The organism is Terrirhizobium terrae, assembly GCF_030323265.1.
Taxonomy (GTDB): domain Bacteria; phylum Pseudomonadota; class Alphaproteobacteria; order Rhizobiales; family Rhizobiaceae; genus Neorhizobium.
In genome coordinates, this window is record NZ_CP104992.1 from 2479442 (window position 1) to 2503709 (window position 24268).

Sequence of the window (24268 nt, forward strand, 5' to 3'; positions counted from 1 at the left end):
TCAGCTCTTGGTCCGCTGCAGGTGCTCGTCGAGCCGCGGCATGATTTCCACGAAATTGCAGGGCATGTGGCGATAGTCGAGCTGCGCCTTGATGATCCCGTCCCAGGCATCCTTGCATGCGCCGGGAGAGCCGGGCAGCACGAAGATGAAAGTGGCGTTGGCGACGCCACCTGTGGCGCGCGACTGGATCGTCGACGTGCCGATCTTGTCGTAGGAAATCCGGTGGAAGACTTCGGAAAATCCGTCCATCCGCTTTTCGAACAGTGGTTCCAGCGCTTCCGGCGTCACGTCGCGGCCGGTAAAGCCCGTGCCGCCGGTGGTGATCACGACGTCGATCTCCGCATCGAGCGTCCAGGCCTTTACCTGGTCAGCGATCTTTGCCTTGTCGTCGGTGACGATCGCACGCGCCTTGACTTGATGCCCGGCGTCGGTGATGCGGTCGACCAGCGTCTGGCCGGACTTGTCGTCCTCGATCGTGCGCGTATCGGAGACGGTGAGCACGGCGATGCCGAGCGGGATGAAACTGCGCTTCTCGTCTATGCCGATCATGTCCGTCCTCCAACCGTTCTGGCAGCCGCGACATACCAGCCTGGCCGTTCTGCCGTTATTGCCGCGGCCGCCGCCTGCGCCTTGTCGATATCCTCGAAAATGCCGAAGCAGGTGGCGCCGGAGCCGGACATGCGCGACAGAAGCGCGCCCTGACGGTCCAGCAGCCCGCGAGCGCTCGCGATCTCCGGCACCAGCAGGGTGGCCGGTGGCTCGAGATCGTTGCGCAGGTCCGCAAGACAGCCGATCCACTCGGACAGTGAATCCGAGGCCGGCAGGGCGCCGACCGACGGGTTGTCGCGGCTTTGCAGCGCCTTGAAGATCGCTGGCGTCGAGACGCCGATCAGCGGATTGACCAGCACCAGCGCCATGGACGGCATCTGCGGTAGCGTCGTGATATCCTCACCGATGCCGCGGGCCGAAAGCGGCTGGCCGGCGAGGCACATGGGCACGTCGGCCCCGAGCGAAAGCGCCAGCGCCTTGCCTTCCTGCGGTTCCAGATCGACGTTCCAGACGCGCATCAGCCCATGCAGGGCGGCCGCGGCATCCGCCGATCCGCCGCCAATGCCCGATGCGACGGGCAGGTTCTTTTCCAGATGGATGGAGACCGGTGATGTTGTGACGCCTGCTGCGGCAAGCCGCGCCCGCAATCCGTCGCGGGCCTTCAGCACCAGATTATCGGAAGCTTCGCCGAGCCCATCGGCAAAGCGGCCGGAAACGGTAAAAACGTCCTGCTCTGCGGGCACGATTGTCAGCCTATCGCCCGTCTCGCAGAAGGTCACCACGCTGTCGAGCAGGTGATAACCATCGGCGCGGCGGCCGGTGACATGCAGCGCGAGATTGATCTTCGCCCGCGCAAACTCGACAAGGCCCGCCGCGGCGGCAGTCCTTGTGTGATCGAGCGAAATGTCGAGCATCAGGACTTCTTGTCGGGCTGAGCCGGTGCGGGGGCAGGCGCCGCCGGCGTTTCCGTCTGGTTGCGCACGGTGTTGGTGTCGTTCGGACCAAGCGGCGGCAGGCCGTTTGCGATCTTTTCCTTCACATGCTCGCGGTTGACGTCCTCGCCCTCGGAAACCAGCGTGCGGTTCCACTGGTAGACGGCTTCGAGCTTGCGGCCGACGCGCCAATAGGCATCGCCCAGGTGGTCGTTGATCGTCGCATCGCCGGCGCGCAGCTGGATTGCCTTTTCAAGTTCCGTCACCGCGTCGTCGAACCTGCCCATGCGGTAATAGGCCCAGCCGAGCGAGATCGACGATATAGCCGTCGTCCGGACGCGCATCGACGGCGCGCTGGATCATCTGCAGCCCTTCGTCGAGATTGAGGTTCATGTCGACGAGCGAATAGCCGAGATAGTTCAGGACCTGCGGCTGTTCGGGATTGAGTTCCAGCGCCTTGCGGAAGTTCGGCTCGGCCTTCGGCCAGTCCTTCAGGCGTTCATAGGCGATGCCGCGCTGGAAGAAGACCGACCAGTCGCCCTGCTTCGTCACCGGGCCGATGACTTCGACGGCCTTGTCGTAATTCGCCGCCATCTCCTTGTAGTCCTTCGCTTCGGAAAGGACGCTGCCATAGGCGATGTAGCTGCGTACGTCGGCGGGATCTGACGTGATGAGTTCCTTGAGGTGTTGCTTTGCCTCGTCGACCTTGCCGGTGTCCGAAAGCGTGATGCCGAGCTGCAGCTCGGAAATGCGCCGCATCGGCGAATCTTCCGGCACCTGCTGGTAGAAGGAAATCGCGCGTTCCGGCTGTTCCAGTTTCTCGGCAATGCCGCCGAGCAGGATCAGCGTGTCGGCGCTTTTCGGGTCGAGTGCGTGGGAGATCTGCAGGTAGAGCGCCACCATGTCTTCGGCACCCTGGCGGTTCAGGGCACCGCCGATGGAGAAGAGAACACCGGCCGCACCTTCGGCCGCCGTGGTGATCTGCTGGGCGGGCTTCTCGCCGGCCTCGATGCTCTGGCGCAGGGCCTTTAGCGGCGCGTAGTTGGCAATCAGCCCGTCGCCGACGGAGATCGCGTCGAGCGCCTTCTGCTTGTTGCCGGCTGCGGCTTCCAGACGCGCAAGCGCCATGACGGCGCGCATGAACGTATCCGGCGCGGTTGCGACAGCATCATTGTTGGTCACAGCCTTGTTGAGATACTGGCGCGCGGTCGACACGTCGCCGTTCACCAGCGCCATCGCGCCGAGATGGTAATCGGTGAAGACCTTGAACCAGGCCGGGCCCTTGAGGCCGGTGATCGTCGAGATCGCTCGCTTGCCCTTGCCGGCGCCGACATCGGCCCAGGCTGACATCATCACCTGGGTCAGCCGGTCGAGATCGTTCGGGCCGTCATAGGCAAGGATCTTCTTGGCGACGTCGAACTTGCCGTTTCGAAGGGCATCGAGCCCGCGGACGATCTTGGTGACGCGCTCGACGGCAGCGTCATCCTTCAAGGCTTCTGCTTCCTTCAGCCCGTCAGCGAAATCGCCGTTGAGCAGGAGCGAGATCATCAGCCGTTCGCGAATTTCCAGATTGGCCGGATCGAAATCGAGCGCTTTGCGGTAGAGCGAGATCGCCGTTGGGTAATCGTGGTCGACATCGGCGGTGCGCGCGGCAAGGAAGGCGCCGGAGAAGGAACGGGCATCTTTCGCCTCGAACGTCACCGGCTTTTCCTCGGCCGGCTTTGCTTCCGGCGTGGCGGCGCCCGCAACGGAACCAAACACCAGGCACACCGCAAGCGCGGCGCTGGAAAGCAGGAGGTGACGGGATGTCTGCCGCATGAGCAAGGCCTTTCAAGAGATCGGGCGTGGCGGCGAAGCGTCGCCGCAAGGTGCCGCCGAGTGATTCACAACAGAATGGCTTTTTTGAAGCGGTGCCGCAAGAAAATCTCCCGGACGCACGAAGGCGTGAACCGGGAGATTTTAGCGTCAGTTCACCCGCTGGATGGAGAAGTCGATGACTTCCATCAGCGCGTCCTTGATCGGGCCTGCCGGCAGCGGGGCCAGCGCGTCGCGGGCGATCTTGCCGTAATGCAGGGCGCGGGCGATCGTGTCCTTCAGCGCGTCATATTTGGTGATCAGGCCGAGCGCCTTTTCCAGGTTCTCGTCGCTGCTTTCACCCTTTTCGATCGCCGTGCGCCAGAAGGCCTGTTCATCCGGCGTGCCGCGGCGGAAGGCCAGGATGACGGGAAGCGTTATCTTTCCTTCGCGGAAATCGTCGCCGACATTCTTGCCGAGATCGGCAGCTTTGCCGCCGTAATCCAGCGCGTCGTCGGCCATCTGGAAGGCATAGCCGAGGTTCATGCCGTAGGAGCGCAGCGCCGCGCGGCTGGCCTTGTCGGCATTGGCGATGATCGGCCCGACTTCGGCTGCGGCGGCAAACAGGGCGGCGGTCTTCGCACGGATGACGGACAGATAGTCGTCCTCCGTCGTCTCCATGTTCTTGGCGACGGAAAGCTGCAGCACCTCGCCCTCGGCGATGACCGAGGCGGCGGTCGCCAGCACATCGAGCGCTTCCAGCGAACCGACATCGACCATCATCTTGAAGGCCTGGCCGAGCAGGAAGTCGCCGACGAGGACACTCGCCTGGTTGCCCCAGATCATTCGGGCGGTTGATTTGCCGCGCCGCAGATCGCTTTCGTCGACCACGTCGTCATGCAGCAGCGTTGCCGTGTGCATGAACTCGACCGAGGTCGCGAGCTTGACATGACCTTCGCCCTCGTAGCCGAACATCGAGGCCGACGCGAGCGTCAGCATCGGACGCAGGCGTTTGCCACCGGACGAGATAAGGTGATTGGCAACTTCCGGGATCATCTGCACATCCGAGCCTGCCTTGGACAGGATCAGCTGGTTGACCCGTTCCATGTCGGACTTGGTAAGGTCGACCAGTGGCTTGACGGATGCCGGTTTGTTTTTGCCTTCTTCAAGCGGTATGACGACGCCCAAGTTCAGGCCTCCTTGGAAATTTGCAGAATGACAATAGAAACTGGTCCATAGGGCGGCAAGGGGAAAACATAAAGAGATTTTCACGAAAGGGTGCCTCATGATCGAGCTTATCCGCACCAATGACGTCGTAACGCTGTCGCTGGCGGAAAGCCTGATGAAGGATGCCGGCATTCACTGCCTCGTCGCCGACCAGTCGATGAGCGTGCTGGAAGGCTCGCTCGGACTGCTCCAGCGACGCTTTCTGGTGGAGGAAGCGCGGGCGGACGAGGCGCGGGGGATTTTGAAGGATGCAGGGCTCGGAGATGAGCTTCGGCCATGAACGGACCTGATGTAGTTCGGCCTGACTTCACCATCGACGCCTTCCATCGCGGGCGCTTCCATGTTGTCCAGCCGAAAGGTGAGGGGCATCGCTCCGGCATCGACGCCATGCTGCTTGCCTCATTGGTTGCGAGCGACAGGCCGATCAGCGTCGCTGATCTGGGCTCCGGTGCCGGGGCGGCAGGGCTTGCAGTCGCTTCGCGGTTGGAGAATGCCCGCGTCCTGCTCGTCGAAAAGTTTCCGGTCATGGCCGATTATGCGCGTCAGAGCGTCGCTTTGCCTGAAAATGCCTTCCTGTTGGATCGTGTTCGGGTCATCGAGGCGGATGTAACACTGACTGGCAAGGCGCGGCTTGCTGCCGGGCTGGAGGACGAGGTTCACGATCACGTCATCCTGAACCCGCCTTTCAACCATGCCGGGGATCGCAGGACGCCCGACAGCCTGAAGGCTGAAGCTCATGCTCTGACCGAAGGCCTGTTCGAAAGCTGGCTGAAGACGGCCGGCGCGATCATGAAGCCGGGCGGACAGCTATCCCTGATCGCCCGTCCGCACTCGATCGCGGAGATCCTCGCGGCCTGCGGCAAACGCTTCGGCGGCCTCGAGATTACCCCGGTCCATCCGCGCCCGGGCGAGGATGCGACGCGTATTCTCGTCACCGCCATCAAGGGCTCCAAGGCGCGGCTTGCCTTCCGTGCGCCGCTTATCGTGCATGGCCCGGACGGTCATTCCTTTTCGCCGGATGTGGACGATCTCAACAATGGCCGTGCCGCCTATCAGCGCCGCGGCAAGGTTTCAGGTCGTGGCTGAGCCGGCGTAGAACGTCAAATTCTCCTGAGAACCATTGCGTTTACCGCAATGTTACATACATCCCATCCACCTGAACGATTGATTGATGGGAGAAAAAATGGGTTTCCTGGGTCGCCTGCTGCCGAAGCGTTTCCGCAAAAAGGGGTGTCCATTCCCGTGGTGCGGCTGCATGGAGCGATCATGACAGGAGGCAGCCAGTTCAAGCCGACGCTGAGCCTTGCGACTGCGGCGCCCATGCTGGAAAAGGCGTTTTCGCGCAAGGAAGCGCCGGTTGTCGCCATTTCACTCAACTCCCCGGGCGGTTCGCCGGTTCAGTCACGGCTGATCTTCCAGCGCATCCGGGCGCTGGCCGAGGAAAAGCAGAAAAAGGTGCTGATCTTCGTCGAGGATGTGGCCGCATCCGGCGGCTACATGATCGCGCTTGCGGGCGACGAGATTTTCGCTGACCCGACTTCGATCGTCGGTTCGATTGGCGTCGTCTCCGGCGGCTTCGGCTTTCCGGAAATGCTGAAGAAGATCGGCGTCGAGCGCCGTGTCTATACCGCCGGCGAGAACAAGGTGATCCTCGATCCGTTCAAGCCGGAGAAGGAAAGCGACATCGAATATCTGAAGACGCTGCAGGTGGAGATCCACAAAGTCTTCATAGACATGGTCAAGATGCGCCGCGGCGAGCGGCTGGCCGATGACGGCGAGATTTTCTCCGGCCTGTTCTGGACGGGCAACAAGGGATTGGAACTTGGCCTGATCGACGGGCTGGGCGATATGCGCGACGTGCTGAAGCGCCGTTTCGGAAAGGATGCGCGTCTGGAACTGATCGGCAGCGCCCGCACATTGTTCGGTCGAAAAATGCCTGGCGTCGCTGCAATTGCTCCGCCTTATGGCGAAATTGCCGCACAGGCGGGTGCGGGTCTTGCCGCGAGCCTGGAAGAAAAGGCATTGTGGAGCCGATACGGGCTGTAATATGCCCGGCGCGGCCGCTCGACCTGCGGCGCGATTTGTGAGGACTTCGAGGGGAAATGGCCCAACTTATATTTCTGGTCGTCGTGGCTTGCGGCGGGTGGATGCTCTACAAGCGCTTCATCAAGGATGCCGAGCGGCTGTCGGCCAAGACCCGCCGCGAGGAAAAGCAGCGCCAGACGGGCGCAATCGGCACGCTCGAAAAGGACCCGGTCACGGGTGAGTATCGGCTGAAGAAGGATGAGGAATAGCGGCGGCTTCGCCTTCAAGCTTGACCCTCAGCGCGTCACATGGCACTCGTCCGCATCCTCAATAAACGATGCCGATGATTGCGATGACCGATCTGCCCGAACACATGGCCCCCCATATGGACCCCAAGCGCTCGTTCCAGGCGCTCATCCTGACGCTCCATAACTATTGGGCGGACAAGGGTTGCGCCGTGCTGCAGCCTTACGACATGGAAGTCGGCGCCGGTACATTCCATCCGGCCACCACGCTGCGCGCGCTCGGCCCCAAGCCTTGGAAGGCCGCCTATGTGCAGCCCTCGCGCCGCCCGTCCGACGGTCGCTACGGCGAGAACCCGAACCGGCTGCAGCACTATTATCAGTACCAGGTCATCCTGAAGCCCAACCCGTCCAACCTGCAGGAGCTCTATCTCGGCTCGCTGAAGGCAATCGGCCTCGATCCGCTTCTGCATGACGTGCGCTTCGTCGAGGACGACTGGGAAAGCCCGACGCTCGGCGCCTGGGGCCTTGGCTGGGAATGCTGGTGCGACGGTATGGAAGTCTCGCAGTTCACCTATTTCCAGCAGGTCTGCGGCATCGAATGCTCGCCGGTGGCCGGCGAACTCACCTATGGCTTGGAACGCCTCGCTATGTATGTTCAGGGCGTCGACAATGTCTACGACCTGAACTTCAACGGCCGTGAGGGCGAAGAGAAGATTTCCTATGGTGACGTCTTCCTGCAGGCAGAGCAGGAATATTCCCGTCACAATTTCGAATTCGCCAATACCGAGATGCTACACCGTCACTTCATCGATGCGGAGAAGGAATGCCAGGCGTTGCTGGCAGCCGGCGCGCCGGGCGATGGCGACAACCAGCGCCTGCATAAATGCGTCTTCCCGGCTTATGACCAGTGCATCAAGGCCTCGCATGTCTTCAACCTGCTGGATGCCCGCGGCGTGATCTCGGTTACCGAGCGCCAGAGCTACATCCTGCGCGTGCGCACGCTGGCCAAGGCCTGTGGCGAAGCCTTCCTGCTGACCGATGCCGGCGGCGCCAATTTCGGCAAGGCCGCCTGATATCGAAGACGTCGCCGTTTTGCGGTGACAATTCAAAGCGATCGACATAATCTCCCCGCAGCTTAAATGCCTCGGGGAGACTGCTTTCATGCTCATTGCGCTCGGCGTCGTCGCCATCATCGCCCTCTACGTGATCTTCATCTACAACGGCCTCGTCCGGGCCCGGCAGATGGCCGAGGAAGCATGGTCCGGTATCGATGTGCAGCTGAAGCGCCGCGCCGACCTCATCCCCAACCTCATCGAAACCGTGAAGGGCTACGCAGCCCATGAAAAGGGCACGCTCGAAGAGGTGGTGAAGCTGCGCAACCAGGCGCAGGCCGTTCCCCCGGCGATGTCGCCGGTCGCGCCCAGGCGGAAGGTATGCTCTCCCAGGCGCTCGGAAAACTCTTCGCGCTGGCGGAAGCCTACCCGGACCTGAAGGCCAACCAGAATTTTGCTGAACTGCAGACGTCGCTGGAGACGATCGAAAGCGAGATCCAGATGTCGCGGCGCTATTACAATGGCTCGGCACGCGATCTCAACATCAAGGTCGAGAGCTTTCCGTCCAACCTGATCGCCGGCCCCTTCGGCTTTTCCAAGCGCGATTATTTCGAGATCACCAACGAAGCTGACCGGGCTGTTCCTTCCGTAAAATTCTAAACGGGATCCCGCTGATGCTTCGTCGTCTTGTTCTTGCTGTCGCAATTGTTTTCGGCGCTTCGCTCCCAGCCGCAGCCGAGGAATATATCCGCGACTACCATTCCGATATCAGCATCGCCGCCGATGGCGAATTGACGGTGACCGAGACGATCACCGTCATGGCGGAAGGCGATCGCATCCGCCGCGGCATTTTCCGTGATTTTCCGCTGACGATGGAGGATGCGCGCGGCCGTACCATCCATGTCGATTTCGACCTCGTCTCCGTCACCCGCGACGGGCAGCAGGAGCCGTCCCACACGGAAAGCATTGCCCGCGGCATCCGCATCTATGCGGGCGGCGAGAACACGCTGCTCAGGCCCGGCCGGCACACCTACGAGATTACCTACAGAACCAATCGCCAGATCCGTTATTTCGACGATCATGACGAACTCTACTGGAATGTCACCGGCAATGGCTGGCAGTTTCGCATCGCGCGTGCTTCGGCCAAGGTGACGCTGCCGGGCGGCAGGGTGACCGAAACGACGGCCTTTACCGGCGCTTATGGCTCGACCGAGCGCGATGTCACCATGAATTCATCCGGTCGGGAAGCAACGTTTACGACAAGGCAGCCGCTTGGCCGCGAGGAAGGTCTCACCATCGTCGTCGGTTTTCCCAAGGGCGTCGTTGCCGCACCTTCGGCTGATCAGCAGAGTTCCTGGTGGTGGCGCGACAATCTCAACCTCATGCTGGCGGCCGCCTGCCTTCTCGTCGTGTTGGCCTACTACGTCCTCATCTGGCTTGTGATCGGTCGTGACCCCGAACGTGGCACGATCGTACCGCGCTGGGACCTCCCGCCGGGTCTGTCGCCGGCATTGGTCAATTATATCGACAACAAGGGTTTTTCCGGTCGCGGCTGGACGGCGCTTTCGGCAAGTCTGCTGGATCTGGCGGTCAAGGGCTTCGTCACGCTCGATGATCTGGGATCGCGCGTCCGCGTCCACCGGACGGAAAAGGCGATGGACACCAAGGAACTTCCGATAGGACAGGCGACCCTCATGCGGGAGATCGCGCGATCGGGCAAGACGCTTTCCATTGAAGAATCCAACGGAGAAAGGGTGCAGGAAGTCGGCAAGGCTTTCCGGGATGCGATAGAAAGGGAGCATCGCGGCAAGTATTACAGGCACAATACCGCGGCGATCGTTTTCGGCATATTCCTGAGTGTCGTCGTGCTGATATTCCTGCTGCTCCTGGGCGATGTCGATGCGGACAGCGTTGGCTTCATGATCATGCCGATCTTCTTTGGCCTGTTCTGGTCTTTCTTCGCGGTCAAATCGGCGCAGTCGCTGATGCGGCGAAAAACGGTTCTCGCCAGGATCATGGGAGCGATCGGTTTGGCCTTCTTCGGCTTCATCGGGCTTGGCATAGCTGCCCAGTTTCTCGTCGGAATTATAGGCAGCATCCTGCACGGCCAGTGGCCGACCCTGGTCGGCATCGGCGGCATCGTCATGACCAATGCGCTCTTCTTCTTCCTGATCGGCGCACCGACGCCGCTTGGTCGCAAGATGATGGATCACATCGAGGGTCTGCGCACCTATCTCACGGTGGCCGAAAAGGACCGGATGAACATGGCCGGTGCGCCCACCATGTCGCCGCAGCATTTCGAGACGCTGCTGCCCTACGCGGTCGCGCTGCAGGTGGAGGAGCCGTGGAGCAAGGCTTTCGAAGCGTGGCTGTCGACTGCGGCGGCCGGCGTCGTGGCTGCTTCCTATACGCCCGGCTGGTATCACGGCGACAGCTTCGGCAATTTCGGCGACCGCATCGGTGGCTTCTCCTCCGACATGGCCTCGACCATCAGATCCACCATTCCGACCCCGAAATCCTCCTCCTCGTCCTCGGGCTTTTCCGGTGGAGGCGGTTTCTCCGGCGGCGGCGGAGGTGGCGGAGGAGGAGGGGCTGGTAGCCCCACTTTCCCGAATCGAACTGATGACTTTTACGGATGGGCTTGCTAAGCCCGCCACGACATCATTTTCAGCGCAAAGACTAGAGATCATGCCCGACCTGCTTCTTGAACTTCGCTCCGAGGAAATCCCCGCGCGCATGCAGCGCAAGGCGGCGGGTGATCTGAAAAAGCTCGTCACCGACGCGCTGGTGGATGCGGGCCTGACTTATGAGGGTGCGCGCGAATACTGGACGCCACGTCGGCTGACGCTGGATATCCGGGGCCTCACCGCCCGTTCGGCCGATCTGCGCGAAGAGATCAAGGGCCCGTCGACCTCTGCTCCGGAACAGGCAATCGCCGGCTTTCTGCGCAAGGCAGGCCTCTCGGATATTTCCGAGGCTCAGGTCGCCACCGACCCGAAGAAGGGTGACTATTACGTCGCGATCGTCTCCAAGCCCGGCCGCGCGGCGGAAGAGATCATCGAAGGCGTGATGCCCGGCATCATCCGCTCCTTCCCCTGGCCGAAGTCGATGCGCTCCGGTTTCGCCTCCATGCCTAAGGGTTCGAGCTATGGCGGCATCGAAGGCAAAGGGTCCGAGAGCCTGCGCTGGGTGCGCCCGCTGCAGTCGATCGTCTGCATGTTCGGCCCCGAGCATGACGAGACCAAGGTCATCCCCTTCGAGATCGACGGCATCACTGCCGGTAACGTCACCTATGGTCACCGTTTCCACGCGCCGGAAGCGATCACCGTGCGCCGCTTCGATGATTATGTTGCGAGCCTGGAAAAGGCGAAGGTCATGCTTGATGCCGACCGCCGCAAGGACATGATCCTGCACGACGCCCGAGATCTCGCCTTCGCCAACGGTCTGGAACTGGTCGAGGATGAAGGTCTGCTGGAAGAGGTTTCCGGCCTCGTCGAATGGCCGCATGTGCTGATGGGAGAATTCGAGAAGGACTATCTCGAAATCCCGGCCGAGATCATCCGCCTGACGATCAAGACCAACCAGAAGTGTTTCGTCACCCGTCCTCAGGGGGCTGAGGAAGGCCTGTCGAACCATTTCATCCTGATCTCGAATATCGATGCCAAGGATGGCGGCAAGGAAATCATTCACGGCAACGGCAAGGTCGTGCGCGCGCGCCTGTCCGACGCCAAGCATTTCTGGACCCGCGACCAGGGCGACATCCCGGATCTCGGCACGCTGACGGATTCGGCGAAGAAATTCGACCTCGACCTGAAGAAGCCGCTCGACCAGCGCATGGCCAAGCTCGATGCGCTGAACGTGACCTTCCACGCCAAGCTCGGCACGCAGGGCGAACGCGTCGCCCGCATCCGGGCGCTTGCGAAGGAACTGGCTCCGATCGTCGGCGCCGACCCGATCCTCGTCGATCGCGCCGCGGTCCTCGCCAAGGCCGACCTGCGCACCGAGGCCGTCGGCGAATTCCCCGAACTGCAGGGCCTGATGGGTCGTCGTTACGCCGGCCTGCAGGGCGAAAACGAATCCGTCGCGATCGCCATCGAGGACCACTACAAGCCGCAGGGCCCGTCCGACCGCGTGCCAAAGGACAAGGTGGCGATCACCGTGGCGCTGGCCGACAAGCTCGACACGCTCGTCGGCTTCTGGGCCATTGATGAAAAGCCGACCGGCTCGAAGGATCCGTATGCGCTGCGCCGCGCGGCGCTTGGTGTAGTGCGTATCCTGCTGGAGCGGAATGTGCGGTTGCCGCTGCTGGCGACGACCAAGGACGCCGACCTCCTCTCCTTCTTCCACGACCGCTTGAAAGTCTATCTGCGCGACATGGGCGCCCGTCACGACATCATCGATTCCGTCCTTACACCGGAAACCGATGACCTTCTGCTCGTCGCCCGCCGCGCCGAAGCGCTGACCTCCTTCATTTCGTCGGATGACGGCAAGAACCTGCTGGCCGGCACCAAACGTGCGGTCCAGCTTCTCGCCGCCGAAGAGAAGAAGGGCACCGTCGTTGCCGATGGCGTCTCGGAAGAACTGTTGAAGCTCGATGCCGAAAAGGCGCTCTGGGCTGCGATCAAGGCTGCCTCGGCGGAAGCTTCTGAAGCTGTCGCCGGGGAAGACTTCCGCTCGGCGATGGAAGCCCTGTCGAAGTTGCGTGCGCCGGTCGACATGTTCTTCGAGGACGTGCTGGTCAACGACGAGGATCCCGCGATCCGCGCCAACCGCCTGGCGCTCCTGAAGGCGATCCGCGAAGCGACCGGCACGGTGGCGGATTTCTCGAAGATCTCAGGTTGATTCAGCCGGGATGGTGACATTTGAAAGCCCCGCATTGCCGGGGCTTTTTTCTGTCTGATGCTCCATGCTAGACTGGCAAACAGAACGATCCTGGAGCTGTCGATGAACAAGCCCGTTCAAGTTACCATCGGTGAACCACTTGCCAGCTTTGTCGACAACGAAGTCGAGAGCGGCCGGTTTGCGTCTCCGGACGAGGTCGTTGCGGCAGGCCTCCGCTTGCTTGAGGAAGAGCAGCAAAAACTTGAAAAGCTCCGTGAATTGCTGATCGAGGGTGAGAACAGCGGCGAGCCGCGTCATGTTGATCGGGATGAATTTCTGGCGCGCATGCGCGAGAAACACGCTCGATGAAAGTCTATCGTCTAAGCCCGGCGGCTGAGGCGGATCTCGACGATATATGGAATTACACCATCATCAATTGGTCGCAAGAACAAGCGGAACGCTATGTGTCCCGCCTTTTCGACAGCTTCATCAAACTTGGCGAAAATCCAAGTCTCGGCCGGAATGCGAATTGGATCATGTCGGGTTATCGTCGCTTCAGATGCGGCCACCATCTGATATTCTACGTGACTGCCGATGACGGGCAGGCGAATATTGTCCGCATCCTCCACGAAAAGGTCGATGTCCGCCGCCATTTCGATGACAAAGAATGACCGCCAAAATCCTCATCAGCGCCTGTCTTCTCGGTCATGCCGTCCGTTATGACGGCAAGGGCAAGCCGCTCGTGCATCCGGCGATCGACCGCTGGCGGGAGGAGGGAAGGCTGGTGACGATCTGTCCGGAGCTCGCCGGCGGCATGAGCGTGCCGCGCCCGCCTGCCGAGATCGAGAACGGCATGACCGGCGCCGATGTCCTGGCGGGCAGGGCGCGTGTTGTGGAAATCACCGGCGGCGACGTAACGGCCCAGTTCATGGCCGGCGCGCGGCAGGCGCTGGATTTTGCCATGGCTCACGGTTGCACCCATGCGCTGCTGATCGATGGAAGCCCGTCCTGCGGCTCGGGGTTTATTTATGATGGCTCGTTCGGAGGGCGAAAGCATGCCGGTAATGGCGTGACGGCGGCGCTCCTGGAAAATGCGGGCATCAGGGTGTTTTCGGATCGCCGTATCGATGACCTCGACGCCTTGCTTTCCGGGCTCTGAATCCGGGCGGCACGGATCGCCTGAGATTGTCGGCAGCTGGCAATGAGGCCTGTGGTGCGGCCTTGCGATGGCTCCCCAAAAGAAACCGTCGAGCTTTCGCCCGACGGCTTCCACCATCCCCCTGATACCCCCGGGGAACGGATCTCTTGACTGAGCGATGAAAGATAATCAGCTCGCCATGCGCATCTGCGTGCCCGCGTCGCGCAGGCGGTCGACATGGGTCGTGCCGCTGATGCGGAAACCGCGGATGAGGTTGAGCAGTTCCTCGGTGTCTGCGGCCAGAGCCTCAGCGGAAGCCGTCGTCTCTTCGGCCATTGCGGCATTGTGCTGCGTTGCCTGGTCGAGATGATTGAGCGACGAGGAGATGGAGCGCAGCGTCGTGTCCTGCTCGGCCGCCGAATCGGCGATCTTGCTGACGATGTCGCTTGCGGCCTTCACCTGGCCCGAGATCCGCTTCAGAGCTTCGCCGGCCTGGCCCACGAGACGGACGCCGTTTTCCACCTGAGTGGAGGAGCGGGAGATCTGATCCTTGATCTCCTTGGCGGCTGCGGCGGAACGCTGCGCGAGTTCGCGCACTTCCTGTGCGACGACCGCAAAGCCCTTGCCGCTTTCGCCCGCACGAGCGGCCTCGACACCGGCATTCAGCGCCAGAAGGTTGGTCTGGAAGGCAATCTCGTCGATTACGCCGATGATCTTGGTGATTTCGCCGGAAGACTGTTCGATGCCGCTCATCGCCTCGATCGCTTCGGCAACCACCGCATCGCTGCGGCTTGCCTCGCCGCTGACGGTGACGACGCGCTGTGCCGCTTCCTTGGCGCCGTCCGCCGTCTGCTTGACGGCGACTGTCAGCTCGTCGAGGGCAGCGGAAGTCTCTTCCAGGTTGGCGGCCTGACGCTCGGTGCGCTGCGACAGTTCGTTGGAAGCGCGGCGGATTTCGTCCTTGGAGCCACCGATATCGATCCCCTTGGCATTGACCTTGGCCATGGCGGCCTCGAGATGGCTGAGCGCCTCGTTGAAGTTGTCGCGCAGGCCGGCATAACGGTTGCCAAGATCGCCGCAACGGACGGTAAGGTCGCCCTTTGCCAGCGCTTCCAGAGCAGTGCCGATGGTCGACACGACGCGGGCCTGCAGGTCCGCTTCGCTGCGCTGCATATCGAGATTCTGCTGCCGTTCGCCGTCCAGCTCCTCTTGGCTGCGCTGCTGCCGCTCTTCCATCGCATGGCGCTCGCGCACCTTCTGCTGCAGTGCCTGGGTGGCGCGGGCCATAAGGCCGACTTCGTTCTTCATGCCGGTGTGAGGGATGGCGAGATCGACATTTTCGTCGGCAACGGCATTCAGCGCATTGCGAATGGCGCCGAGCGGGCCGGAAATGTTGCGGATGACGACGAAGGCGAGAAGCGAGGCAAGAACCAGGATGCCTGCACCGATGCCGATCGCCTTCATCGCTTCGCCGCGGATCTGCGCTTCCAGATCGTCCACATAGACGCCGGTGACGAGAACCAGCTGCCAGGGTTCGAAGGCCAGAGCGTAGGAGCTCTTGCGGAAACCGTCGCCCTGCTCACCGGGCTTGGGGCCGAGAAAGTCTGCGGTGCCGCCGCCATTGCGGGCGATCTTGACCAGTTCGTCGCGATACATGAAGCCGGTGACGTCTGGTTTGCCCTTGAAATTCTGGCCGAGACGCTTCGGATCCGGATGCAGGCGCATCGTCACGTCGTAGTCATAGGCATAGAGATAGCCGTCCGGCGTGAAGGTCATGGCCGCAATCGCTTCGAAGGCGCGCTTCTGGGCCTCTTCCCGCGAAAACTCGCCGGCGGCCTCGCGCTGCTGGAACTTCTTCATGATGCCGAGGCCGGATTCCACCTGCGTGCGCAACATGGCGTAGCGCTCGGCATAGATAGCGTTGGTCGACGTGCGCAGCTGGACATAGGTGCCGATCGCAAAGGCGATCATCAGGGTCAGCACGAGCAGCACGAGCTGATGGGAGATCTTCAGGTTCTTCATGATGTCCTCGAAGGGCAATCAGCCGCATGCGCATGCGGCTTCAATGAGATGAGATGTAGGGGAGGGTAGCGCATCCTGCGCCCGGGCGTGCTGCATCGCACAACACACGATCGCATATCAGATTGAATAAAGTTTTAACTGTTGGGAGGGGGCTCAGGCCGTTACTATCTCTCCCTGCGAAGCGATCAGCATAAGTCAAGCATAACTGGAGGATGTCCGAGACAGAGGCCTGTCCGGAGCTCGCAAGTATTCAGGATCGTTTGTTGCAGGTCAGTCGCGGCGCAGAGGAAGTCCGTCAAAGGTCTGGGAAATGGAGCCGTTGTCTTCGACTGCGCCGGTCTTCGCATTGAAGTCGATCGGGGTGGCGGGAGCGTTGGCGCTCTCGATGCCTTCTTCCGTGCTCAGGCCGTTGCCGGTATCGACAACTGCCTGCAACTGCTCGGTCGTCATCCATGCCGGCACCTTGCTGACGTGAACGACCGGCGAGCCGCCCATCCAGACATCGGTGCGGACGATCTTCTTCTGGCCATCGATATCCATGACGGCAACGGACTGCACGCCGTCCTTCAGAACCGGAACCTTGTAGCTGCTTTTATCTTCCACCGGCTTCAGCGGAGGGCAATGGGCGCAGGTCCTAGTGACGAAGCTGGCGGTCGCGCTACGGGTGTTCGTCGCAAGCGGCTCGATCGACTGCGCCTGGGCGGAGCCGGTAACGAGCACGAAAGCTGACAGAAGCACATGGCGCATGGTGCAAATCCTCTCTTTGCACCATGCTTAGGGGCAAGTGGTTGCGATCCCGTCAGAAAAATCGGTAAACAACCACTTAAATTGTCAGGGCCTGTCCGAGACTGGCCCGTTATCAGCCGTTTTCCCGCTCCACCGCGCGCCAGCCGATATCCCTGCGGCAGAAGCCGTTGTCCCACTCGACGCCCTCGACCAGCGAATAGGCGCCAACCTGGGCCTCGCGTACGGTCGGGCCGGTGGCGGTTACGTTGAGCACGCGGCCGCCGGTGGCGACCAGAGCACCACCCTTGAGCGCCGTGCCGGCGTGGAAAATCTTCTCGCCCGGGCCGGTTTGCGGCAGGGAGGCGATCGGCGTGTTCTTATCATAGGCAGCCGGATAACCCTTCGAGGCCATGACCACAGTCAGAGCTACATCGTCGCTCCAGTCGGCAGAAACCTTGTCGAGCGTGCCGGTTGCGGCGGCGTAGAGAAGATCGAGCAGATCGCTCTTCAGCCGCATCATCAGCACCTGGCATTCCGGATCGCCGAAGCGGACATTGTATTCGATCAGCTCCGGGCCTTTTTGCGTGATCATAAGGCCGGCAAAGAACACGCCGACAAATGGATAACCGCTTTCCGCCATGCCGCGAATGGTCGGTTCGATGATCTCCTTCATCGTCCGCTCGACCATGTCGGGTGTCATGACGGGGGCGGGCGAATAGGCGCCCATGCCGCCGGTATTCGGGCCGGTATCGCCGTCGCCGACGCGCTTGTGATCCTGCGCGGTCACGAGCGGCAAAGCGGTCTTGCCATCGCAGAGGCAGAAGAAGCTGGCTTCCTCGCCATCGAGATAGGCCTCGATGACAACTTCCGCACCGGCGGCGCCAAAGGCACCGTCAAAGCAGTCGTCGACGGCGGAAAGCGCTTCCTCGATCGTCATTGCCACGGTGACGCCCTTACCGGCGGCAAGGCCATCGGCCTTCACGACGATCGGCGCACCCTGTTCGATGATATAGGTCTTGGCATCTTCACCATTGGTGAAGCGACGATAGGCGCCGGTCGGAATGTCGTAGCGGGCGCAGAGGTCCTTGGTGAAGCCCTTGGAGCCTTCAAGCTGCGCCGCAGCAGCCGATGGACCGAAGACGGTGATGCCGCTCGCACACAGAACGTCGGAAAGACCGGCCACCAGCGGGCCTTCCGGGCCAACGACGACAAGATCGATGCCGGTTTCGACGCAGAAGCGCGTGACAGCCGCATGGTCGTCCACATCAAGCGGGAGAATTTCTGCATGCTCGGCAATGCCGGGATTGCCAGGCGCGGCATAAAGGCGTGTCAGTTTGGGAGACTGGGCGATCTTCCACGCCAATGCATGCTCGCGGCCGCCGGAGCCGATCAGGAGAACCTTCATACACCGCCCTCATGGTTGTTTCACTGGGCGGTTAAGGCTCACAGACCCAAAGGTCAAGGGCGCGGCGCGGTTAGGACACAGATCGCGGACGGCGAATGAAGGGAATTGTCGCCGCAGTGGCGAAGCCGGCCTGTAAGGCGGTCGGCTAAGCCCTGATCGACATCAGCGTCGATGGTCAGTTCTCATACTGCGAGGGGAACTCGCGGCGCAGATTGAGCGTGGTCTGAAAAATCACTTTATTACGATATGCAAGAAAAGGGATTGGTTCATGTCTCAATTCGGCATTTCTGATCTTGTCGTTCAAGTAGGCGATTGCGGCTTCAAGTTCTTCGGAGCCGACCGCCTCGTCGCTGGCTAGTTGGTTAGCGATATTTCTAGGCATTCATACCTCCTAATATACCACATCATGCGGCAAGGGTATTTATAGTGGCGAGGTCAAACGCGAGAAGATGTCAGCTCCTTATCCACTGCGTCACGGTTACCGCTTGATGAATGTTAGTTCGATTTGGCACAGCTAGGCGAAGCATTCTGTGCGCGGCATCGGCGCCCGTGTTGCCTTGCCTTAAAGTTTGACTATGGTCGCGCCTCCTGAAATTGACGAGGATACCGATGGCTGCCGATAACCAGAAACTCGCCGTTGCGATCGCCGCCGAAATCAATGCTCGGCCGGACCAGGCCAAGGCTGCCATCGCGCTGCTGGACGAGGGTGCCACGGTGCCGTTCATTGCCCGTTACCGTAAGGAAGTCACCGGCGGCCTGGACGATACCCAGCTTCGCAATCTCGCCGAGCGGCTTGTCTATCTGCGCGAACTGGAAGCGCGCCGTGGCTCGATCGTCGAGTCGATCAACGGCCAGGGCAAGATGACCGATGAGCTTGCGGCAAAGCTCGCCGGCGCGGCCACTAAAGCGGAGCTGGAAGACCTTTACCTGCCCTACAAGCCGAAGCGTCGCACCCGTGCCGAAATCGCACGCGAACGCGGCCTCGCCCCCTGGCGGAGGCGATCTGGGCGGACCGTGCCGCCGATCCGGCCAGTCTCGCCGAGGCCTATGTGCAGGGCGAGGTGCCCGACGTGAAAACGGCGCTCGACGGGGCGCGCGATATCGTGGCCGAAACCATTTCCGAGAACGCCGATCTTCTCGGTCGCCTGCGCCAGCATATGCGCGACGGCGCGGTGCTGCGGGCGAAGGTGGTCGACGGCAAGCAGGAGGCGGGCGCCAAGTTCGCCGACTATTTCGATCATACCGAACGCTGGGCGACCGTGCCGGGCCATCGCGCGCTCGCCATGCTGCGCGGCTGGAACGAGGAGATGTTGACGCTGACCATCGATGTCGATGCTGACGACACCTCGCCGGTCAAGCCGGCGCAGCGCATCATCGCCTCTGCCTTCGAAATCCGCGGCTCGGGCAAAGGTGACCTCTGGCTGATGGATGTCGCAGGCTGGACCTGGCGGGTGAAGCTGTCGGTCTCCCTGTCGCTCGACCTGATGCGGGAAATGCGTGAGCGCTCGGAGGAGGATGCGATCCACGTCTTCGCTCGCAATCTCAAGGATCTGCTGCTAGCCGCTCCTGCTGGTTCTCGCGCCACGATGGGCCTCGATCCGGGCATCCGCACCGGCGTCAAGGTGGCGATCGTCGACTCGACCGGCAAACTGCTCGAAACCTCGACCGTCTATCCCTTCCCGCCGAAGAACGATCTGCGCGGTACGCAGGCCGAACTCGCCTCGCTGATCCGCAAGCACAATGTCGAACTGATCGCGATCGGCAACGGCACCGGCAGCCGCGAGACGGAAAAGCTCGTGGCCGACATGCTGTCCTCTCTTCCCGGCAACAAGCCGACCAAGGTCATCGTCTCGGAAGCAGGCGCCTCTGTCTATTCGGCGTCGGAAACGGCGGCAGCCGAATTCCCAGGGCTCGATGTGTCGCTGCGCGGCGCCGTCTCCATTGCCCGCCGCCTTCAGGATCCGCTGGCGGAACTGGTCAAGATCGAGCCGAAGGCGATCGGCGTCGGCCAGTACCAGCACGATGTCGACCAGGGCAAGCTCGCCCGTTCGCTGGATGCCGTGGTTGAAGATGCGGTGAATGCCGTCGGTGTCGATCTCAATATGGCATCCGCACCTTTGCTCGCCCGTGTCTCCGGCCTCTCGCGCTCGACCGCGGAGGCAATCGTCGCCCACCGTGATGCCAATGGTGCATTCGGAAGCCGCAAGGATTTGCTGAAGGTCGCCCGTCTCGGCAACCGAACCTTCGAACAGGCCGCCGGCTTCCTGCGCATCGTCAACGGCAAGGAGCCGCTCGATGCCTCGGCAGTCCACCCGGAAGCCTATGGCGTGGCAAAGAAGATCGTCGCCGCCTGCGGTCGCGACCTGCGCGCACTGATGGGCGATAGCGCCGCTTTGAAGGCTGTCGACCCGCGTCAGTTCATCGACGAGCAATTCGGTCTGCCGACGGTGAAGGACATTATCGCCGAGCTGGAAAAGCCGGGCCGCGACCCGCGTCCAAGCTTCAAGACCGCGACCTTCGCGGAGGGTATCGACGAAATCACCGACTTGAAGCCCGGCATGCTGCTGGAAGGTACGGTCACCAACGTTGCCGCCTTCGGTGCCTTCGTCGATATCGGCGTGCATCAGGATGGGCTCGTCCACGTGTCCCAGCTCGCCGACAAGTTCGTCAAGGATCCCCATGAGGTAGTAAAGGCTGGCGACGTGGTGAAGGTTCGCGTCGTCGAGGTGGATGTTAAGCGCAAGCGCATCGGCCTGACGATGCGCAAGGACGGGCTGAGTCGGCCCAACCGCCGCGCGGTGGTGCCAAAAACGAGCGTCCGGCCAATCAAAAATTCATGAAGACCGAAAAGCCGTCTTCACAAGGCGCATTCGGTGCGGCGCTCGCGGAAGCTTTAAAAAAGCGCTGAATCTGACAATTTTTTCTTTCAACTCCACCTTTAGATGCAGGCCGTCAGACAACCGTTTGACGGCCTGTCATTTTATGTCATTTTCATGGCTGGAATGTGCTTGCAGTCCAACGATTAGACGCTAGATTTCGAAAAATAGTAAGGCATCCTTAGTATTCAGGAGGTGGGTCAGTGGCCTCGTCCCTTCACGATCTTCTCAGCAAAATCATCAAAATTGGTACTTTAACAGTCCGGGGTTCCGGCGGCAAACAGCGATATGGCGGCGGAGGAGGGCGATCGGTTACGATCCGTTTTTCTGACGAGACGGCCGAAAAGGAAATGGTTCGCGATCCGCAACTGAAGCTCGGCGAACTCTACATGGATGGCCGCCTTCGCGTCGAAGACGGCGACATTTACGAGTTCCTGGCCTTGATCAAGGACAACACGCTGTCCGAAGGCCTGACCTTCGGCATGATCGTCCACGGCATCGGCCGGATCATTGCCTCGCAGTTCCGCAACCGCGTGCCGATCAACCATAATCGCCGCAACGTCGCCCATCACTATGATCTCGACGAAAAGCTGTTCTCGCTCTTTCTCGATGAGGACTGGCAGTATTCCTGCGCCTATTTCAACCCGCCCGGCATTTCGCTGGACGAGGCGCAGATCGCCAAGAAGCGCCATATCGTCGCAAAGCTTCTCGCCGAGCCGGGCCAGAAGGCGCTGGAGATCGGATCCGGCTGGGGCGGCATGGCGATGTATCTGTCGGAAAGCTGCGGCGTCGACGTCACCGGCATCACTTTGTCGACGGAGCAGTTGAAGATCTCGCGCGAGCGCGCCGCCAAACGCGGTCTCTCCAACAGCGTCCGCTTCGAGCTGCAGGACTATTATTACCTGCCGCCGACCAAGAGCTACGATCGTATCGTCTCCGTCGGCATGTTCGAGCATGTCGGACGGCTGAACTATCGCAAGTTCTTCAACAAGGTGAACGACGTGCTGGCCGATGACGGCGTCATGGTGCTGCACTCGATTGGCCAGCCTTATCCGGCGATCTACAACAATCCGTGGATCGAGAAATACATTTTTCCGGGCGGTTACATTCCGTCGGTTGCGGAAGTCATGCCGGCGATCGAGAAGGCGGGCCTGCTCGTCTCCGACATCGAAATCCTGCCGATGCACTACGCCTATACGCTGCGCCACTGGCGCGAGCGTTTCATGGCAAATCGTGACAAGGCCGCGGCCCTCTATGACGAGCGTTTCGTGCGCATGTGGGAATTCTATCTCGCCGGCTCCGAAATGGCCTTCACCCACGAGGCGTTCCACATCTTCCAGATGCAGATCGTCAAGAAGCGTCAGGCAGTGCCGGACAATCGCGACTATATCTACGAACGCGAGGCGCAGCTGCGGGCATTCGAACAGAGCCGTCTGCCGCTGGACAAGATTGCGGTGTGACGACCTCATACTTTGGAAAAGATTGCCCTTCACCCTAACCCTCTCCCCGCAAGCGGGGCGAGGGGATGTGCTTCAACTTGGGGCGGAGAGCTTGCGACTTGTGTCCTTCTCCCCGTCGATACGGGGAGAAGGTGCCGGCAGGCGGATGAGCGGCAAAAGGCTGGCGCCTTGACCACCGCATTTTCCCGGCGCTAGAAACTCGGCCATGATGACGAACGCACCTGATCTTGGCGCCCGCGTGGCCGACGCCCCTTCCGACAATTTTGTCTATCGCATCCTGCCGCGCGCTGCCTGGCCCTATGCCCAGCTTGCCCGCTGGGACCGGCCGATCGGCTGGCAGCTTCTGATGTGGCCTTGCTTCTGGTCGGTCGCGCTTGCGGTCGATGCCGCACCGGACGATCTGGACCTCTCCTTCGGAACGGTCCTTTTCTATCTGTTCCTGATGTTCATCGGTTCGGTCGCCATGCGCGGTGCCGGCTGCACCTATAATGATCTCGTCGACCACAAGATCGATATGGAAGTGGCGCGCACCCGCTCGCGGCCGCTGCCCTCCGGCCGGGTGTCCCGCTTCGAGGCAAAAGCCTTCATCGCGCTGCAGGCGCTGGTCGGTCTGCTTGTCCTGATACAGTTCAACGCGTTTTCTATAGCCCTCGGGATTGTCTCGCTGGCGGTGGTCGCGGTTTACCCGTTCGCTAAGCGCTTCACCGACTGGCCGCAGTTTTTCCTCGGATTGGCTTTCTCATGGGGCGCGCTGATGGGCTGGGCGGCGATCTTTGGTTCGCTTTCCTGGGCCGCGATCTGGCTCTATATCGCCGCCGTTGCCTGGACGATTGGTTACGACACGATCTACGCCTATCAGGATATCGAGGATGACGAGCTGATCGGCGTCCGCTCCACGGCCCGGCTATTCGGTGACAATGCCAAGCCCTGGCTGGTCGGACTCTATGGCGTCACGCTCCTGCTGCTTCTCTTTTCCTTCATCGCAGCGGGCGCGGGCTTTTTCGCCTATCTCGGTCTGGTCGCCGCGGCCGTCTTGCTCGCCTGGCAGATCCTGGTGCTCGATATCGACAATCCCGAACACTGCCTCAGACTGTTCAAGTCCAACAATCGTGTCGGCGCCATTCTTTTTGGCGGGTTAATGCTGTCGCTTATTCTCTGAAAGCAAAAGCCCGGCGAAAACGCCGGGCTTCCCATCGCGCTATCGTCAGGAGAGGGACAAACAACTCCTAGCGACGGGCGATGATTTCCTTGCCTTCGATCTTCATGGCCACGCCGAGGCTGCCGGTGGTGCGGCGAACCAGGAAGCGCGGGCGTCTTGCGGCGAAATAGGAATGGCGGCGGCGGGGGCGAACGGCCTGCGTGCGCACGTCACCGAGATGGTTTTCGAGCGGACGGGCAATGCCGTCGGCCTCGACCATCAGCATGGGAATGCGGAAGGCATCGGACCAGCTGCGCCAGTCTGCTGCGATGTCGCACAGGTCGTGGGCGACGAGCAGCGGAATGCAGAGATCCGGATCTTCATGGTGGAGTTCAAGCGTAACGGTAACTTCGCCGTCGCCATGGTCGATGGCGCGGGCGGCAACCCCTTGAAGGCGCGAGCCGGAAGGGCAAAGGACAGCGGCAGGCCGCTACCCGGAAGGATTTTGCGCAGCACGGCGCCGCGCTCGTCGATGGTGATCGTGACATCTCCTGATGTCTCGCGCAGCGCGTAAGTCACTTGCTGCGGAAAGCGAGACGGATCGAGCCTCAATGTCGACCCTGCCCATTCGGGCTTCAGAACGGTTTTGCTCATCTCGTATGCTACCCTTGTTTTACCTGAGAGCCGTTTCCGGTTTCCCATCGGGACTTTTGTCCTCTGATGGGCTCACAATAGGCGGGGGCTATTCGCGACTGCTTAAAAATTGCGGTTAAGGAAAGTTTGCCACCCCGGATGGTTATCAAATGCGGATCGATCGCGGTTTCCGAAGGGTGAACGTGGAGCCTCCTTCGTGCCGCG

18 protein-coding genes and 5 pseudogenes are annotated in these 24268 nt (G+C 61.3%); 14 read left to right on the forward strand and 9 right to left on the reverse strand.

The window, feature by feature from the left end; all coding sequences use genetic code 11:
• The 4 genes and pseudogenes from moaB to N7E02_RS19970 all read right to left on the reverse strand — a co-directional run bounded on the left by moaB (nucleotide 1) and on the right by N7E02_RS19970 (nucleotide 4463).
• Nucleotides 1-549 carry a molybdenum cofactor biosynthesis protein B gene (gene moaB / locus N7E02_RS19950; protein ID WP_286579355.1) on the reverse strand — a complete coding sequence of 183 codons (549 nt, stop codon included), beginning with the start codon at nucleotides 547-549 and terminating at the stop codon, nucleotides 1-3.
• Nucleotides 546-1463 (reverse strand): 4-(cytidine 5'-diphospho)-2-C-methyl-D-erythritol kinase, encoded by a 918-nt coding sequence (locus N7E02_RS19955; RefSeq protein WP_286579356.1) that lies wholly within the window; start codon nucleotides 1461-1463, stop codon nucleotides 546-548. Before N7E02_RS19955 ends, moaB begins: the two co-directional genes overlap by 4 nt.
• Nucleotides 1463-3299, reverse strand: a pseudogene (locus tag N7E02_RS19965) (tetratricopeptide repeat protein). Before N7E02_RS19965 ends, N7E02_RS19955 begins: the two are co-directional and overlap by 1 nt.
• 147 nt (nucleotides 3300-3446) lie before the next feature.
• Nucleotides 3447-4463 (reverse strand): polyprenyl synthetase family protein, encoded by a 1017-nt coding sequence (locus N7E02_RS19970; RefSeq protein WP_286579359.1) that lies wholly within the window; start codon nucleotides 4461-4463, stop codon nucleotides 3447-3449.
• A 97-nt stretch (nucleotides 4464-4560) separates the two neighbouring features.
• On the opposite strand from N7E02_RS19970, the gene N7E02_RS19975 reads away from it, so the two are divergent.
• The 11 genes and pseudogenes from N7E02_RS19975 to N7E02_RS20025 all read left to right on the forward strand — a co-directional run bounded on the left by N7E02_RS19975 (nucleotide 4561) and on the right by N7E02_RS20025 (nucleotide 13804).
• Nucleotides 4561-4782, forward strand: a complete 222-nt coding sequence (locus tag N7E02_RS19975) for a putative signal transducing protein (protein WP_286579360.1) — start codon at nucleotides 4561-4563, stop codon at nucleotides 4780-4782.
• On the forward strand, nucleotides 4779-5588 hold the full coding sequence (locus N7E02_RS19980) for a tRNA1(Val) (adenine(37)-N6)-methyltransferase (protein WP_286579361.1): 810 nt from the start codon (nucleotides 4779-4781) through the stop codon (nucleotides 5586-5588). Before N7E02_RS19975 ends, N7E02_RS19980 begins: the two co-directional genes overlap by 4 nt.
• A 97-nt stretch (nucleotides 5589-5685) precedes the next feature.
• Nucleotides 5686-6548 (forward strand): annotated as a pseudogene (locus N7E02_RS19985) (S49 family peptidase).
• Nucleotides 6549-6604: 56 nt separating this feature from the next.
• Entirely contained in the window at nucleotides 6605-6796 is a 192-nt protein-coding gene (locus N7E02_RS19990; protein WP_286579362.1) for a hypothetical protein, read from the forward strand.
• Nucleotides 6797-6912: 116 nt separating this feature from the next.
• Nucleotides 6913-7845, forward strand: coding sequence for a glycine--tRNA ligase subunit alpha (locus N7E02_RS19995; protein ID WP_286583952.1), 933 nt, complete (start codon nucleotides 6913-6915; stop codon nucleotides 7843-7845).
• 88 nt (nucleotides 7846-7933) lie between these two features.
• A pseudogene (locus tag N7E02_RS20000) lies at nucleotides 7934-8484 on the forward strand (LemA family protein).
• 14 nt (nucleotides 8485-8498) lie between these two features.
• Entirely contained in the window at nucleotides 8499-10472 is a 1974-nt protein-coding gene (locus N7E02_RS20005) for a DUF2207 domain-containing protein (protein ID WP_286579363.1), read from the forward strand.
• A gap of 40 nt (nucleotides 10473-10512) precedes the next feature.
• Complete coding sequence (gene glyS, locus N7E02_RS20010; RefSeq protein WP_286579364.1) at nucleotides 10513-12666, forward strand: glycine--tRNA ligase subunit beta; 2154 nt, start codon at nucleotides 10513-10515, stop codon at nucleotides 12664-12666.
• A 102-nt stretch (nucleotides 12667-12768) separates the two neighbouring features.
• Nucleotides 12769-13014, forward strand: coding sequence for a type II toxin-antitoxin system ParD family antitoxin (locus N7E02_RS20015; RefSeq protein WP_286579365.1), 246 nt, complete (start codon nucleotides 12769-12771; stop codon nucleotides 13012-13014).
• On the forward strand, nucleotides 13011-13316 hold the full coding sequence (locus N7E02_RS20020; protein WP_286579366.1) for a type II toxin-antitoxin system RelE/ParE family toxin: 306 nt from the start codon (nucleotides 13011-13013) through the stop codon (nucleotides 13314-13316). The genes N7E02_RS20015 and N7E02_RS20020 overlap by 4 nt, the downstream gene beginning before the upstream one ends.
• Nucleotides 13313-13804, forward strand: a complete 492-nt coding sequence (locus tag N7E02_RS20025) for a 2-thiouracil desulfurase family protein (protein ID WP_286579367.1) — start codon at nucleotides 13313-13315, stop codon at nucleotides 13802-13804. The genes N7E02_RS20020 and N7E02_RS20025 overlap by 4 nt, the downstream gene beginning before the upstream one ends.
• 168 nt (nucleotides 13805-13972) lie before the next feature.
• On the opposite strand, the gene N7E02_RS20030 is transcribed toward N7E02_RS20025, so the two are convergent.
• From N7E02_RS20030 to N7E02_RS20045, 4 genes are all read right to left on the reverse strand, one after another.
• Complete coding sequence (locus N7E02_RS20030) at nucleotides 13973-15805, reverse strand: methyl-accepting chemotaxis protein (protein WP_286579368.1); 1833 nt, start codon at nucleotides 15803-15805, stop codon at nucleotides 13973-13975.
• A 270-nt stretch (nucleotides 15806-16075) separates the two neighbouring features.
• Entirely contained in the window at nucleotides 16076-16552 is a 477-nt protein-coding gene (locus N7E02_RS20035) for a plant virulence effector HPE1-like domain-containing protein (RefSeq protein WP_286579369.1), read from the reverse strand.
• A gap of 112 nt (nucleotides 16553-16664) precedes the next feature.
• Nucleotides 16665-17936, reverse strand: coding sequence for a phosphoribosylamine--glycine ligase (purD, locus tag N7E02_RS20040; protein WP_286579370.1), 1272 nt, complete (start codon nucleotides 17934-17936; stop codon nucleotides 16665-16667).
• 175 nt (nucleotides 17937-18111) lie between these two features.
• The gene (locus tag N7E02_RS20045; RefSeq protein WP_286579371.1) at nucleotides 18112-18318 is read right to left on the reverse strand and encodes a hypothetical protein; all 207 of its coding nucleotides are present in this window, start codon (nucleotides 18316-18318) and stop codon (nucleotides 18112-18114) included.
• Nucleotides 18319-18545: 227 nt separating this feature from the next.
• Between N7E02_RS20045 and N7E02_RS20050 the strand changes: the two are divergent.
• From N7E02_RS20050 to ubiA, 3 genes and pseudogenes are all read left to right on the forward strand, one after another.
• Nucleotides 18546-20844 (forward strand): annotated as a pseudogene (locus N7E02_RS20050) (Tex family protein).
• A 171-nt stretch (nucleotides 20845-21015) separates the two neighbouring features.
• On the forward strand, nucleotides 21016-22272 hold the full coding sequence (locus tag N7E02_RS20055; RefSeq protein WP_286579372.1) for a cyclopropane fatty acid synthase: 1257 nt from the start codon (nucleotides 21016-21018) through the stop codon (nucleotides 22270-22272).
• Between the two features lie 208 nt (nucleotides 22273-22480).
• Nucleotides 22481-23431, forward strand: a complete 951-nt coding sequence (ubiA, locus tag N7E02_RS20060; protein ID WP_286583953.1) for a 4-hydroxybenzoate octaprenyltransferase — start codon at nucleotides 22481-22483, stop codon at nucleotides 23429-23431.
• A 67-nt stretch (nucleotides 23432-23498) separates the two neighbouring features.
• Here ubiA and N7E02_RS20065 read toward each other — a convergent pair.
• Nucleotides 23499-24064 (reverse strand): annotated as a pseudogene (locus tag N7E02_RS20065) (DUF6101 family protein).
• Nucleotides 24065-24268: the final 204 nt, after the last annotated feature.